This window comes from Parasphingorhabdus flavimaris (assembly GCF_013371215.1).
Taxonomy (GTDB): domain Bacteria; phylum Pseudomonadota; class Alphaproteobacteria; order Sphingomonadales; family Sphingomonadaceae; genus Parasphingorhabdus; species Parasphingorhabdus flavimaris.
On record NZ_JABWMH010000005.1, the window covers coordinates 201,252 to 216,371 of the forward strand.

Genomic DNA, 15,120 nt, shown 5'->3' on the forward strand with positions numbered 1-15,120 from the left:
AGTAAAATTGAGTAACTCGGGGTGCGCATGGGCGAGAGAATTACGCTTCAGCGATTGCTGGAAATGCAGAAAAAGATTTGGAATTTCAAGATCAGTGTTGATCCTGAGACCGCCGAACTCGTCGCCCGCGAACAGCTTAAATCCTTCGGCCAGCTTTCCCGCATCGGTATCCTGGTCACCTTGCCGCTGGGCATTTATGCTCTCGTCATGCTGTTTGCCTTTGCCGGGCCGGACTATATTGCCGTGTCCAGTTTCTTTCTGGTCATTGCCGGTTTCATGGGCGGTCGAAACTATTTTCGCCAGGTCGCCCTCGACCCCGATACGGCGGACTATAAGGCGGTGACCAAAAGCATCGTTCTTGAAAGCATCATCACCGGCATCGCCTTTTCCAGCATATTGAGCATTCCCTTTGCTTTTGGACAGATTCCTTTCAGCCTGGACATCGCCATATTGGCGATGGGCGGTCTGGCCCTGGGCGGTTTTGTCTATGGCAGCATACCCCGGGCGCAAACCTATTATCTGCTGATTACCACGACAATCCACGCGCTCTCGTTCATCGCGGCAGAGGGATATGCCGGTATCAGCGCGGCGGTTCTGCTGGTCTTTTTCGCTCTGTGTATCGACTATATTTTCCGGATGTTCTTCTTCAATTTCGTCCAGCGTCATATCCACGCGTCCAAGAAGAAGGATGCGGCGGAAACCGTCCGGCTTTTGCTCCATGATTATGCCGAACAAAGTTCTGACTGGCTGTGGGAAATCAATGACCGTCATTTGATCGTCAATCCGTCGGCACGCTTCGCGATCGCAGTCGACAAGGAAATACGCGAATTGCGCAATATGCCGCTGGAAGACCTGTTCGAGGATTCAGCCGAGCGCAACCAGCTGATTCAAAGTCTGGCCGCAGGCGAGCCATTTCGCGACATCCACGCTCCGATAAAGATTCGCGGAGAATTGCGCTGGTGGAGACTGTCCGGCAGACGGATCAAGACCAGGGATGGCATGAGCAAACATATGCGCGGCGTTGCTGCGGATATTACCAGCGCCCGGATAGCCGAGGCAAAGGTTGCCCATCTTGCCCATTTCGATAGTCTTACCAATCTTCCCAACCGGGCCCTGTTCAATCAATCGCTGAAACGCTCGGTCAGCCGGATGCGGGACGACCAGAAACTGGCGGTGCTCTATCTCGATCTCGATGATTTCAAGACGATCAACGATACATTGGGACATGGCGCAGGCGACACGGTTCTGAAATCGGTCGCAAGCCGGCTCGAACAGACGATCGGTATCCAGGGGATGGTCGCTCGTCTCGGCGGCGATGAATTCGCGATTTCCTTGCGCAACTGTGGTTCGAATGACGATGTCATGAGGATCGCGAACGAGATTATCAAAAATGTCTCGAAACCGTTGATAGTGGACGGACATCGCATCACGACCGGCGTCAGCATCGGCATCGCAATCGCCCCCGAGGCCGGCACGGGATGCGAGGAACTGGTCAAATATTCCGATATTGCGCTCTACCATGCCAAGCAAAACGGGCGCAGATGTGCCGCGCTTTTCGAAACGTCGATGCACGAAGCGGTGCAGGAACGGCGCAATATCGAAGTGGACCTGCGCGCCGCGTTGAAACGCAACGAACTGGAGCTTTTTTACCAGCCGTTGGTCAGTATCGAGACCAGCGAGATCATCGGTTATGAAGCGCTGCTGCGCTGGAACCATAGCGAAAAAGGGATGATCATGCCGGATGTCTTCATCCCGGTGGCCGAAGATACCGGCCTGATCGTCCAGCTCGGCGAATGGGTCGTGCGATCGGCGTTGCACGAGGTCGCCAACTGGCCCGAGCATCTGACCGTAGCCGTCAATCTCTCGCCGGCCCAGATGCGCAGCCCCAATCTGATGCCGACGATTATCAATGCTCTGGCCGCGACCGGCATCGCCCCGCAGCGGCTGGAGCTCGAAATCACCGAATCCGTGCTGATGAACGACAATCAGTCCAACGTGGAATTGCTGCACAAAATCCGGTCGCTCGGCGTGCGCATCGCGCTCGACGATTTCGGCACCGGCTACAGCTCGCTCAATTATTTGCGCAGCTTTCCGTTCGACAAGATCAAGATCGATCGCTGCTTTGTCGACGGGGTCGACAGCCGTGAGGATTGCCGGGCGATCATCCGTGCTGTCACCGGTCTTGCGACCAGCCTTGGCATGGTGACGACCGCCGAAGGGGTCGAGCGCAGCGACCAGCTCAGCCAGCTGAAACTGGAAGGCTGCATTCAGGTCCAGGGATATTTGTTCAGCAAGGCGATGCCTGCTGCCAGCGTGGTCGGGCGGATTGCACCAACGGTCGAGCGACCGGTCCAGCTTCGCGAGATCGGCGAACAAAGCGCCGAACCCGAACCGGTCGAAGCCCCTGTCTCGCTTTTCCGGAAGGCAGGTTAGAAGCAGCGTGACCAGAGAAAGTCGCATGCCTGCATCGTCAGACCCGCCCCGTCGCTTTCACCTGCACCGGAACACCGGGCTGCCTAATTCGCCATCCAGTTGCCGTGGAAACCTGGCGGTATCCGGTGGGGCAGATGGATCACCGCCTGGGGCTCGCCGAGAAAATCGTCGGCGTTGAGAATCTGCAGTTCGCTTGTCTCATGTTCGGCGTCGATCACCAGGCCGATCAGCCAACCGCCATTTTCCGCCGAATCCGGTGACCGGGGAACAAACACGAATTCGCCCGGATGACGTCCCGGGCCAAAATCCCTAACCAGCTTGTCACCGCTCTGGAGATCATGTTTGAACAATTCGGTTCCCGCCATGTCGAGCTCGTCGGGCCGCCCGGCCAATGCGATATCATAGATATAGCGATAGGGTCTGGAGGTCTGCCGTTCGTCATAGCGCGGGAATTCCTGCGCCCGGTCATCAATGACCTTTCGATCGACGGTCTTGGTCACCGGATCGACGGTCCAGCGTTCCAGCCGCGACCATTCGCCGCCCGGACCGAAAGTGGTGCGGGCATAAGTGCTTTCGTGCACCACCACGTCGACGATCACGCTGCCGTCATCGGTCTCGTAGGCATTGGCCGGATGATAGACATAGCAGGGCTCGACATCGCACCACAGGGTATCGGCACCCGATCCGTCACGCGGACAAAGACCGACGCGCGCGCCATGGGCGGGATTCCAGTCGTAGGGAAAAGTGAATCCGCCCAGCATCCGCTTCATCGAGAATGTCGCGGGAAGGTCGAACACCAGCACATAATTTTCGGTAATCTGGCAGTCATGGATCGACGGGCCGTCCTTGACCGCGATCGGTTCTTCGCGTTTCACCTTGCCGTCGGCACCAAGCACGACGTGCCACACCTTGTCCATGACCGGCGCATCATAGCAGATCGCATGCATCTCGCCGGTTTCGGGATCGAGATGCGGGTGAGCGGAAAAGGCGTTGACCAGGGTGCCGTCGAAGGGATTATGCTTCACCGTCTCGAGATCGTCGGTCAACTCGACCGGAAAGCCGCCAGCTTCGACAATCGCAAAGGTCTTGCCGGCGATGCTGACGATATTGGTATTGGCGGTGTCGGTGCGTGGCTTGCGGGTGCCCGGCTTGCGCGGTTCGCCCAGCGCATCGCTGACGGCATTGCTGCGGATCCAGCGGTTGCGATACCATTTCGCCTTGCCGTCCTGAATGCGAATGCCGTGGGCCATGCCGTCGCCGGTAAACCAGTGATAGCTCGCTTCATCGGGCGCGGTCACCGGATTGGGACCGATGCGCAGATACCGTCCGTCGAGCTGTGCGGGAATATCGCCATCGATTTTCAGATCAGCCAGCGTGACTTCTTCGGTCATCGGCTTGTGGACGCCGGTCAGATAGGGATGCCCGCCGGTCGGCGCCTTCATCCGCTTGCGGTTATATTTGGAGACTGCACCCAGAACAGGCGTGACCGCAGCGCGGATGGTTTTTTCGATTACTGAAGCCATGTTGAAAATTCCTTCTAGTTGAATCTGATGTCGGCGATTGTAGCGATAGCCATTGCCAGCAATATCAATCCGCCGGGATGCGGACGGCGGAGCGCGGCAAGATTGCCGATGCCGGACAGCGCAAAAATGATCGCTGCAGTGACCGGCAAGAGATCGCTGCCCGACTGCAGCCGGTTGAGCAGCACCGCTATGCCGAGTCCTGCCCAGGCCAGTGACGGAACGTGGAACACCGCCCGGATAACGTCACGCGTCGCCCGCGCCGCCAATAGACCGCTAGTCTGCTCGCGATAGAGTGGGCCGAGAATGACCTTTTCGCCAAGCACCGAATGGGCCACCGCGACGACCAGTCCAAGCACGGCGACGATGATTGCGTAAACTAACATTGGCAGCGGTCCCTTCCGACTTGGCAAATCGACTCGCGATGTTTATGATGTTAACATGCCAGTCAATGATAACAGTGTCAACATAACTCTTTCCCGAGGCGGATCGTGGCGCCGGATTCCCCTGTGAACGCGCCTTATCATCACGGGGACCTTCGCGCGTCGGCGCTGCAAATGGGCATGGAGCGTCTGGAGAGCCAGGAGCAACCGGATCTCGGATTGCGCGCATTGGCCCGCGATCTGGGAGTCTCCGCCACTGCCCTATATCGCCATTTCCCCAACAAGGATGCCTTGCTGGATGCCCTGGCGCTGGAGGGCCTGACCCGTCTGGGCGCGCATCAGGCCGCAGCGGCTGCACAAGCCGGGGGCGGGCGGGACGGTTTCGCCGAGGTCGGTGTCACCTATGTCAAATGGGCGGTCGAAAACCCGGCCTTGCTGCGGCTGATCTACAACCGGGTCGGCCAGGTCGATCTGGCCACCGACGACCCGAGCGCGATGGGCGAGGCCTTTTACCAGCTGCGCGCCGGCATCGCCGCCACCATGCCGGACGAAATGTCCAGGGATCAGCGCGCTGCCGCCGCGCTCCACGCATGGTCTCTGGTCCATGGACTGGCCATGCTCATTCTCGATGGCCAGGTGGCCTATGATCCGGCGATGGTCCGCAAGGTTGTGCTGATGACGGATTTCAGCGCCGGCTAATCCTGGTCGAATACCAGCAGGTCCCCTGGCTGGCATTGCAATTCGCGGCAGATGGCTTCGAGCGTGGTAAACCGCATCGCCTTTGCCTTGCCGGTTTTCAGGATCGACAGATTGGCGAGCGTGATATCCACCCGCTCGGCCAATTCGGTCAGCGTCATCCGGTTATCATGAAGCAGGTCGTCGAGTTTGACGGTGATCGCCATCAAATCGTCCCTTCCAGCTCTTCACGCATTTCTGCCCCGCGATCGAACACTCTCGCAAGGATGATCAGCAGCAGGACCAGCAAGATGCCGGAAAGCGAGATGCTGGCATCGATCGACATCGCGAAATCCACGCCCGGCTTCACGTCACCGAGCATGGTCAGCAAGCCGTCACCGAGCAGGCTGCCGAAAAATGTCACGATCTGGATGGCCAAAGCCGCGATACCGATGCCACGCAAGCGGGTACCGTTGATCCGCGTAAACGGGTTGCCGGCCCCCACCGAATCGACGATCCTGCGCAGGCGATTGATCGCGAAAAGCGTCAGCAGCAGAATGACGATGCCCATTGCCATGATGAGAGCGATCAGACCTGCAGCTTCGGGCGCGGGTGGATTGACAAAGACCTTGGAAAGTTCAGCCAGCCCGGCCTGGTAGGTGAAGGGCAAGGTCGCCAGGCCAAGAGTGACCGCCGCAATCGCGAACAGCGAAAGCCATTTCGACAAAATCAAAATGCCGCGCGCCGACTTCAGCACAAGATCGTTGGGTTCCGTACCCGGTTTCACGTTATATTCCATGTTCGAATCTCCGTTTTTATCGTTTAACAATAACAGATTATCGAATATCGTCAAGATATTTATTGTTTTTCAATAAATACGGCCGGGCATCCCCAAACATGCTTCCAATTCTTCCATTTCTCGCCGGCCAGCCACTTGACCGAAAGCCGGTATTTCCCTATATCCCGCGCTCACCACAGATTTCGAGACAGGGCGTGCAGTCGCGCGGCGCGCCAGAAGAAATGAAATTTGCACGGTTTTCAGGACGCTAAAAAGCTGCAGTTTCCATGCTTTGGGGACATGCGGCTTTTGTCGTCTTGATGCGTCTCCACATTTTGATTTTCCGCCGGTTTTCCGGCGATGGCGAGAAGGCAAAACTATATGGCTACCCAAGCAGCTTCGGTCAAAACGACGGCTCCGACCCCCACCCGCAAGAAACGTATTCGCAAGATTTTCGGCGACATTCACGAAGTCATCGAAATGCCGAATCTCATCGAGGTTCAGCGCGAATCATATGAGCAGTTTCTGCGTTCGGACCCCTCGATCGGATATGTTTCCGGCCTCGAGAAGACGCTGCGCAGCGTTTTCCCGATCCGCGATTTTGCCGGCACCGCCGAAATGGACTTCGTCAACTATCAGCTCGAAGATCCGAAATATAATGTCGAGGAATGTCGCCAGCGGGGTATCACCTATGCCGCGCCGATGAAGGTCACCCTCCGACTGATCGTGTTCGAAGTCGATCCCGAAACAGAAGCGCGCTCGGTTCTCGATATCAAAGAGCAAGACGTTTATATGGGCGACATGCCCCTGATGACAAAGAACGGCACGTTCGTCATCAACGGCACAGAGCGCGTCATTGTCAGCCAGATGCACCGTTCGCCCGGCGTATTGTTTGACCATGACCGCGGCAAGACCCACTCGTCCGGCAAATTCCTGTTCGCCGCCCGCGTCATTCCTTACCGCGGCAGCTGGCTCGACTTTGAATTTGACGCCAAGGACATCGTCAACGTCCGTATCGATCGCAAGCGCAAGCTGCCGGTGACCGCGCTTTTGCGTTCGCTCGGTGACGCGATCCTCGAAGTTAAAGAAAAGAAGCCCGATTTCAAGGCCGGCGAGATGGTCCGCGTCGCGGGCATGAAGCAGCCTGCCGAAATTCTCGAAGTCGACGGCAACCTGATCACCATCCGTGAGCCAATGGGTGCGATCGACGTACAGGGCAAGATCGAAGACGAAGGCCGCACCAAGAGCGCGCAACTCGTCAAGATCGTCAAGCAGGGCTATTCGGAAGAAGACATCCTCAACCTGTTCTACGGCCGCATTGTCTACAAGCGCGCCAAAGACGGCTGGACCATTCCTTTCGTCGCCGAACAATGGCGCGGCATCAAGCCGACCTTTGACATTGTCGACGCGCAGAGCGGCGAAGTTGTCTTTGAAGCAGCCACCAAGATCACCCCTCGTGCCGCGAAAAAGGCCGAATCCGATGGCATGCAGAATATCGTCATTCCGACCGAAGAAATTTTCGGCCGTTATAGCGCGTTCGATCTGATCAACGAGAAAACCGGCGAAATCTACATCGAAGCCGGTGACGAAGTGACCGCAGAAAATCTCGAGAAGATTGACACTGCCGGCATCGATGCGCTCGAACTGCTCGACATCGACCACGTCACCACCGGCCCATGGATCCGCAACACGCTGAAGGTCGACAAGGCCGAAGACCGTGACGGCGCCCTGTCCGACATCTACCGCGTCATGCGCCCCGGCGAACCGCCAACGCGCGAAACCGCAGAAGCTCTGTTCGAAGGCCTTTTCTTCGATCCGGAACGCTATGACCTTTCCGCTGTTGGCCGCGTCAAACTCAACATGCGTCTCGAACTCGATGCGCCGGCCGACTATACAATCCTGCGCAAGGAAGACATTCTCGCGGTTGTCAAAACCCTCGTCGACCTGAAGGACGGCAAGGGCGAAGTCGATGATATCGACAACCTCGGCAATCGCCGTGTCCGTTCCGTGGGCGAATTGCTCGAAAACCAGTATCGCGTCGGTCTTCTCCGCATGGAGCGCGCCGTCAAGGAGCGCATGAGCAGCGTCGATGTATCCACCGTGATGCCGAACGATCTGATCAATGCGAAGCCTGCGGTTGCTACCGTTCGCGAATTCTTCGGCTCCTCGCAGCTGTCGCAGTTCATGGATCAGACCAACCCGCTTTCGGAAGTCACCCATAAACGCCGCGTGTCAGCGTTGGGCCCCGGTGGTCTGACCCGCGAACGTGCTGGCTTTGAAGTCCGCGACGTTCACCCTACCCATTATGGCCGTATCTGCCCGATTGAAACGCCTGAAGGCCCGAACATCGGTCTGATCAACTCGCTGGCATCGTTCAGCCGCGTCAACCAGTACGGCTTTATCGAAACGCCATATCGGAAAGTAGTCGACAACAAGGTCACCGACGATGTTGTCTATCTCTCCGCGATGGAAGAGCAGAAGCACACGGTCGCACAGGCCAACGCCGAACTGACCGAAGACGGCAGCTTCGTCGAGGAAATCGTTTCCTCGCGTCAGGCTGGCGAATTCCTGATGGCGCCACGCGACATCATCACGCTGATGGACGTCAGTCCGAAACAGCTGGTGTCGGTTGCCGCCTCGCTCATTCCGTTCCTGGAAAATGATGACGCCAACCGCGCCCTCATGGGATCGAACATGCAACGTCAGGCCGTGCCTCTGGTGAAAGCCGAAGCACCGTTTGTCGGCACCGGCATGGAAGAAACCGTGGCCCGCGACTCTGGCGCTGCAATCGCCGCCCGCCGCGCCGGTATCGTCGATCAGGTGGACGCCACCCGTATCGTCATCCGCGCATCGGGTGCTGTCGAAGCCGGAAAATCCGGCGTCGACATCTACACGCTGCAGAAATTCCAGCGGTCCAACCAGAACACCTGCATCAACCAGCGTCCGCTGGTGAAGGTTGGCGAAATCGTCCAGCAGGGCGACACGATTGCCGATGGTCCATCCACCGACATGGGTGAACTGGCGCTGGGCAAGAACAGCCTCGTCGCCTTCATGCCCTGGAATGGCTACAACTACGAGGATAGTATCCTGATCTCCGAACGGATCGTGAAAGACGACGTCTTCACCTCGATCCATATCGAAGAATTTGAAGTCATGGCCCGCGATACCAAGCTCGGACCTGAAGACATCACCCGCGACATACCGAACGTCGGCGAGGAAGCGCTGCGCAACCTCGACGAAGCCGGCATTGTCTATATTGGTGCGGAAATCGAACCGGGCGATATTCTCGTCGGCAAGATCACCCCCAAGGGCGAATCCCCAATGACGCCGGAAGAAAAACTTCTCCGCGCGATCTTTGGTGAAAAGGCTTCCGATGTTCGTGACACCTCCTTGCGTCTGCCTCCCGGTGTTGCCGGTACGGTTGTCGAAGTCCGGGTGTTCAACCGCCACGGCATCGACAAGGACGAACGCGCCCTTGCGATTGAACGCGAAGAAATCTCGCGCTTCACCAAGGATAGGGATGACGAACGCGCCATTCTGAACCGTGCGACGTTCAACGCGCTCAAGGACATGTTGGTCGGTCAGACCGCGACTTCCGCGCCGAAGCCGATGAAAAAGGGTGCAGAGATCACCGAAGAAAGCCTGTCCGAACTGGAGCAGGTCGACTGGTGGAAGATTGCCGTCAAGGACGATCAGGTTCAGGCCGATTTCGAAGCGACCCGTCAACAATATGACGAAGCAATCAAGCTGATCAACGAACGGTTCGAAGATCGTCGCGAGAAGCTGGAACGCGGTGACGAACTCGCACCTGGCGTCCTGAAAATGGTCAAGGTCTTTGTCGCGGTGAAGCGCAAGCTGCAACCAGGCGACAAAATGGCTGGCCGTCACGGAAACAAGGGCGTTATCTCGCGCATTCTTCCGCAGGAAGACATGCCGTTCCTCGAAGACGGTACGCCGGTTGACATCGTGCTCAACCCGCTGGGTGTGCCTTCGCGAATGAACGTCGGGCAGATTTTCGAAACCCATCTTGGCTGGGCCGCACGTGGACTGGGTCAACAGGTTACCGAAGCGCTCGAAGAGTGGAAACTGGCCAACCCCGATCCACAGGCTGCGCCTCCACCGGATGCGGTCAAGGAACGGCTCAAGGTCATTTACGGCGAACAATATCACGAAGATATCGATAGCCGCGATACGGCTGATATCGTCGAGATGGTGGGCCATCTGCGTCACGGTGTCCCGATGGGAACGCCGGTATTTGATGGTGCGCATGAAAGCGACATTTCCGACATGCTCGAACTGGCAGGTCTGGATCGCAGCGGTCAGGTCAATCTCTATGATGGCCGTACCGGTGACAAGTTCGATCGCAAGGTGACCGTGGGCTATATCTACATGCTCAAGCTGCACCATCTGGTCGACGACAAGATCCACGCGCGTTCAATCGGGCCCTACAGTCTTGTCACGCAACAGCCTCTCGGCGGTAAAGCCCAGTTCGGCGGACAGCGTTTCGGGGAAATGGAAGTCTGGGCACTGCAGGCTTATGGCGCGGCTTACACTCTCCAGGAAATGCTGACGGTCAAATCCGATGACGTGATCGGCCGGACCAAGGTTTACGAAGCGATCGTCAAGGGCGACGACACGTTCGAAGCCGGCGTTCCGGAAAGCTTCAACGTTCTGGTCAAGGAAATGCGGTCGCTCGGCCTCAACATCCAGCTCTCCAGCTTTGGTGATGAAGATGAAGACGGGGACGACGACGGGATTGCGATAGCGGCGGAGTGAAGTCCTGACTTCACGCCACGCAGCATTTCAAATTTGGGGCGAAAGCCCAAGAGGAATTAAGACATGAATCAAGTATCAAATTTTGCAAATCCGATCGCAAAACCGGAAACATTTGACCAGATCCAGATCGGCCTTGCATCGCCAGAGCGGATTCGCAGCTGGTCTTTCGGTGAAATCAAGAAGCCGGAAACCATCAACTACCGGACCTTCAAGCCGGAACGCGACGGTCTGTTCTGCGCGCGCATCTTTGGTCCGGTAAAGGATTACGAATGCCTGTGCGGCAAGTACAAGCGCATGAAATACAAGGGCATCGTCTGCGAAAAATGCGGTGTCGAAGTCACGGTAACCAAGGTCCGCCGCGAGCGCATGGGTCACATCGACCTCGCCGCTCCGGTTGCCCATATCTGGTTCCTGAAATCGTTGCCATCGCGCATCGGCCTTCTGCTCGACATGCAGCTCAAGCAGCTCGAGCGTGTGCTCTATTTTGAAAGCTATGTGGTCATCGAGCCCGGCTTGACGGCTCTGGAAAAATTCCAGTTGCTGACCGAAGACGAAATGCTCGAAGCGCAGGACGAATATGGCGAAGACGCTTTCTCTGCCGGCATCGGTGCAGAAGCGGTCAAGATCATGCTGCAGGACCTCGACCTGAAGCAGGAACGCGACGATCTGATGGAAGATCTGCGGACGACCAAGTCGACCCTGAAACCCAAGAAGATCATCAAGCGCCTGAAAGTGGTCGAAAGCTTCATCGATTCCGGCAACAAGCCGGAATGGATGATCCTTGAAATCATTCCCGTGATTCCACCCGAGCTGCGCCCGCTGGTGCCTCTGGATGGCGGCCGCTTCGCGACCTCCGATCTCAACGATCTCTATCGCCGCGTGATCAACCGGAACAACCGTTTGAAGCGCCTGATGGAATTGCGCGCACCGGACATCATCGTTCGTAACGAGAAGCGTATGCTTCAGGAATCCGTCGATGCATTGTTTGACAATGGCCGTCGTGGCCGGACCATCACCGGTGCCAACAAGCGTCCGCTGAAATCGCTGTCCGACATGCTCAAGGGCAAGCAGGGCCGTTTCCGTCAGAACCTGCTCGGAAAGCGCGTCGATTATTCCGGTCGTTCGGTTATCGTGACCGGTCCCGAACTGAAATTGCATCAGTGCGGTCTGCCGAAGAAAATGGCCCTGGAACTGTTCAAGCCATTCATCTACGCGCGCCTTGACGCCAAGGGCCTTTCGATGACACTCAAACAGGCCAAGAAATGGGTCGAAAAAGAGCGCAAGGAAGTCTGGGACATTCTCGAAGACGTTATCCGCGAGCATCCCGTGATGCTGAACCGCGCGCCGACGCTTCACCGTCTCGGCATCCAGGCATTTGAACCGGTATTGATCGAAGGCAAGGCGATCCAGCTTCACCCGCTGGTCTGCTCCGCCTTCAACGCCGACTTTGACGGTGACCAGATGGCTGTCCACGTTCCCCTGAGCCTCGAGGCCCAGCTGGAAGCCCGCGTGCTGATGATGTCGACCAACAACATCCTCTCGCCAGCAAATGGTAAGCCGATCATCGTTCCTTCGCAGGATATGGTTCTCGGCATCTATTATCTGACAATGGATCGCAAAGGCGAGCCGGGCGAAGGCATGTTGCTCGCCGATATGGCCGAAGTCCATCAGGCGCTGGAAATTGGCGCGGTGACCCTGCACTCCAAGATCACCACCCGGGTTCCGCAGACCGACGAGGACGGCAACCCCATTCTCAAGCGTTTCGAAACCACGCCAGGCCGTCTGCTTATCGCCGAATGTCTGCCGAAATCGCACCTGGTGCCGTTCGACATCGTCAACCGCTTGCTGACCAAGAAAGAGGTCGGTGACGTGATTGACCAAGTCTATCGTCACACCGGTCAGAAGGACACGGTCCTGTTCGCCGATGCGATCATGGGTCTTGGTTTCCGTCACGCTTGCCGTGCCGGCATTTCCTTCGGCAAGGATGACATGATCATTCCGGATTCGAAGGACAAGACGGTTGAAGAGACCCGCACCCTGGTTGCTGACTATGAACAGCAGTACCAAGACGGTCTGATCACCCAGCAGGAAAAATACAACAAGGTGATCGACGCCTGGTCCCGCTGTGGTGACACGGTCGCGAACGCAATGATGGACGAGCTGGCGGCAACCCCGCTCGACGAGGATGGCCGCGAACGCGAGATCAACGCGATCTACATGATGAGCCACTCCGGTGCGCGTGGTTCGCCAGCACAGATGAAACAGCTGGGCGGTATGCGCGGTCTGATGGCGAAACCTTCGGGCGAGATTATTGAAACACCGATTATCTCGAACTTTAAGGAAGGCCTGACGGTTCTCGAATATTTCAACTCCACCCACGGTGCCCGTAAGGGTCTCGCGGATACGGCGTTGAAAACGGCTAACTCGGGTTATCTGACGCGTCGTCTGGTTGACGTTTCGCAGGATTGTACGATTGTCGAAAATGATTGCGGCACCGAAAATGCGCTGGAGATGAAAGCCATCGTCCAGGGCGGTTCGGTCATCGCATCGCTTGGCGAACGTATCCTCGGCCGCACCATGGCTGAAGATATTGTCGACAGCAAAGACGACAGCGTCGTGATCAAGTCCGGCACGTTGCTGGACGAAGCAGCGATCGTCGTGATCGAAGAGCTCGGCATCCAGTCCGCGCGCATTCGTTCGCCGCTGGTTTGCGAATCCAAGATGGGCGTATGCGGTACCTGCTACGGTCGTGATCTTGCTCGCGGTACACCAGTGAATATCGGTGAAGCGGTTGGCGTTATCGCGGCTCAGTCGATCGGTGAGCCAGGCACGCAGCTGACGATGCGGACCTTCCACATCGGCGGCGCGGCGCAGCTCAACGAGCAGTCCAATCTGGAATCGGTTGCTGAAGGCAAGGTCGAATATCGCGACATGCCAGTCATCGAAGACAAGAACGGCCGCTTCCTGTCGCTTGCGCGTAGCGGTATCATCGCCGTGATCGACAATGACGGTCGCGAACGTTCTGCCGACAAGGTGCCTTACGGTACCAGCGTGCTGATCAAGGATGGCGCGAAGGTGAAACTCGGCGATCGTCTCGCCGAATGGGATCCGTTCACCATGCCGATGATCACCGAAAAACCGGGTGTCATCAAATATCAGGACGTCATCGAAGGCAAGACGATGACCGAACAGACCGATGAAGCCACCGGTATCGCACAGCGTGTGATCACCGAATACCGGGCTTCGGGTCGCGGCGCGAACAAGGAAGACCTGCGTCCGCGCATGACTTTGCTCGACGAGAACAGCGGCGAGACCGGTCGCTATCTGCTGGCCAATGGCGCTACGCTTTCGGTCGAAGATGGCCAGAAGGTTGTCGCCGGTGACGTGCTCGCACGTGTTTCGCGCGAAGCTGCGAAGACCCGTGACATCACGGGTGGTCTGCCACGTGTGGCCGAACTGTTCGAAGCGCGTATTCCGAAGGACAATTCGATCATCGCGAAAATCGATGGCCGGATCGAATTTGTTCGCGACTATAAGGCGAAGCGCAAGATTGCGATTGTGCCGGAAGAAGGCGAGCCAATCGAATATCTGGTGCCGAAGACCAAGGTCATCGACGTTCAGGAAGGCGATCTCGTCAAGAAGGGCGACAATCTGGTCTCCGGTTCTCCGGATCCGCATGACATTCTTGAAGTTCTCGGGGTAGAAGCTCTGGCCGAATATCTCGTTTCGGAAATTCAGGAAGTCTACCGTCTGCAGGGCGTGAAAATCAACGACAAGCATATCGAGACGATCGTTCGTCAGATGCTGCAGAAAGTTGAAATCACCAATGGCGGTGACACCACGCTTCTTCCGGGCGAGCAGCTCGATCTCGAAGAAATGCTGGAATATAACGCCAAGCTGACCAAGAAGCAGGTTCCTGCGGAAGGTAAGCCCGTTCTTCTCGGCATCACCAAGGCCAGCCTGCAGACGCGCAGCTTCATCTCTGCCGCGTCGTTCCAGGAAACCACCCGGGTGCTGACCCAGGCGGCGGTCGAGGGCAAGAAGGATCAGCTGATCGGTCTCAAGGAGAACGTGATCGTTGGTCGCTTGATCCCGGCTGGTACCGGAGCGGGCATGAACCGTGCGCGTATCGCGGCAACCAGCCGCGATGCAGCCTTGCGGGCGCAACAGCAGAAAATGCTCGATGCGATCCAGGCTGCGGCAGATCTGAAAGCGGAAGAAGTGGCTAGTGCTGCGGCTGCCGCTCCGGCTGCCGAAGCAGAGCCAACCGCTGCTGACGTGTTCGGCGAGACACCGGTCGAGGAAGCCCTGATTGCTGCGGATAGTTCCGAAGAACAGCATGAAGCCGAATTGGCGCAAGGTGATGAAGCCGCAACCGGCGATTCACACATGGCGAAAACCATGGGTGAAGGCATCGAGGAAAGCGACACCGAAGCCGCTCAGACCGACGACGACAAAGAAGCATAAGCTTCTCCGTCTGGAACCAATCAAAAAAGCCCCGCTGGAGATGATCCAGCGGGGCTTTTTTATACTCTGTAATATCAGTCCGCGCGAT

8 protein-coding genes are annotated in these 15,120 nt (G+C 57.3%); 4 read left to right on the forward strand and 4 right to left on the reverse strand.

Going from position 1 to position 15,120, the window contains the following annotated elements; genetic code table 11:
• Positions 1–27 precede the first annotated feature (27 nt).
• Positions 28–2,433: a putative bifunctional diguanylate cyclase/phosphodiesterase gene (locus HUO14_RS15655; RefSeq protein ID WP_176280770.1), complete on the forward strand. Its 2,406-nt coding sequence runs from the start codon at positions 28–30 to the stop codon at positions 2,431–2,433.
• Positions 2,434–2,516: 83 nt separating this feature from the next.
• On the opposite strand, the gene HUO14_RS15660 is transcribed toward HUO14_RS15655, so the two are convergent.
• Positions 2,517–3,956, reverse strand: a complete 1,440-nt coding sequence (locus tag HUO14_RS15660; RefSeq protein ID WP_176280771.1) for an 8'-apo-carotenoid 13,14-cleaving dioxygenase — start codon at positions 3,954–3,956, stop codon at positions 2,517–2,519.
• Between the two features lie 14 nt (positions 3,957–3,970).
• Positions 3,971–4,339 carry a hypothetical protein gene (locus HUO14_RS15665; protein ID WP_176280772.1) on the reverse strand — a complete coding sequence of 123 codons (369 nt, stop codon included), beginning with the start codon at positions 4,337–4,339 and terminating at the stop codon, positions 3,971–3,973.
• Positions 4,340–4,462: 123 nt separating this feature from the next.
• Between HUO14_RS15665 and HUO14_RS16450 the strand changes: the two genes are divergently transcribed.
• On the forward strand, positions 4,463–5,035 hold the full coding sequence (locus tag HUO14_RS16450; RefSeq protein ID WP_343046116.1) for a TetR/AcrR family transcriptional regulator: 573 nt from the start codon (positions 4,463–4,465) through the stop codon (positions 5,033–5,035).
• On the opposite strand, the gene HUO14_RS15675 is transcribed toward HUO14_RS16450, so the two are convergent.
• Together HUO14_RS15675 and HUO14_RS15680 are read right to left on the reverse strand one after the other, a co-directional pair.
• Positions 5,032–5,238: a helix-turn-helix domain-containing protein gene (locus HUO14_RS15675; protein WP_176280773.1), complete on the reverse strand. Its 207-nt coding sequence runs from the start codon at positions 5,236–5,238 to the stop codon at positions 5,032–5,034. The two genes, HUO14_RS16450 and HUO14_RS15675, sit on opposite strands and share 4 nt — an antisense overlap.
• The gene (locus HUO14_RS15680) at positions 5,238–5,810 is read right to left on the reverse strand and encodes a DUF2975 domain-containing protein (protein ID WP_176280774.1); all 573 of its coding nucleotides are present in this window, start codon (positions 5,808–5,810) and stop codon (positions 5,238–5,240) included. Before HUO14_RS15680 ends, HUO14_RS15675 begins: the two co-directional genes overlap by 1 nt.
• Positions 5,811–6,170: 360 nt before the next feature.
• Here HUO14_RS15680 and rpoB point away from each other — a divergent pair, with 360 nt between their 5' ends.
• Both rpoB and rpoC read left to right on the forward strand, forming a co-directional pair.
• Complete coding sequence (rpoB, locus tag HUO14_RS15685; RefSeq protein WP_176280775.1) at positions 6,171–10,565, forward strand: DNA-directed RNA polymerase subunit beta; 4,395 nt, start codon at positions 6,171–6,173, stop codon at positions 10,563–10,565.
• 63 nt (positions 10,566–10,628) lie between these two features.
• Positions 10,629–15,032 (forward strand): DNA-directed RNA polymerase subunit beta', encoded by a 4,404-nt coding sequence (rpoC, locus tag HUO14_RS15690; RefSeq protein ID WP_176280776.1) that lies wholly within the window; start codon positions 10,629–10,631, stop codon positions 15,030–15,032.
• The last annotated feature ends 88 nt before the right edge of the window (positions 15,033–15,120 follow it).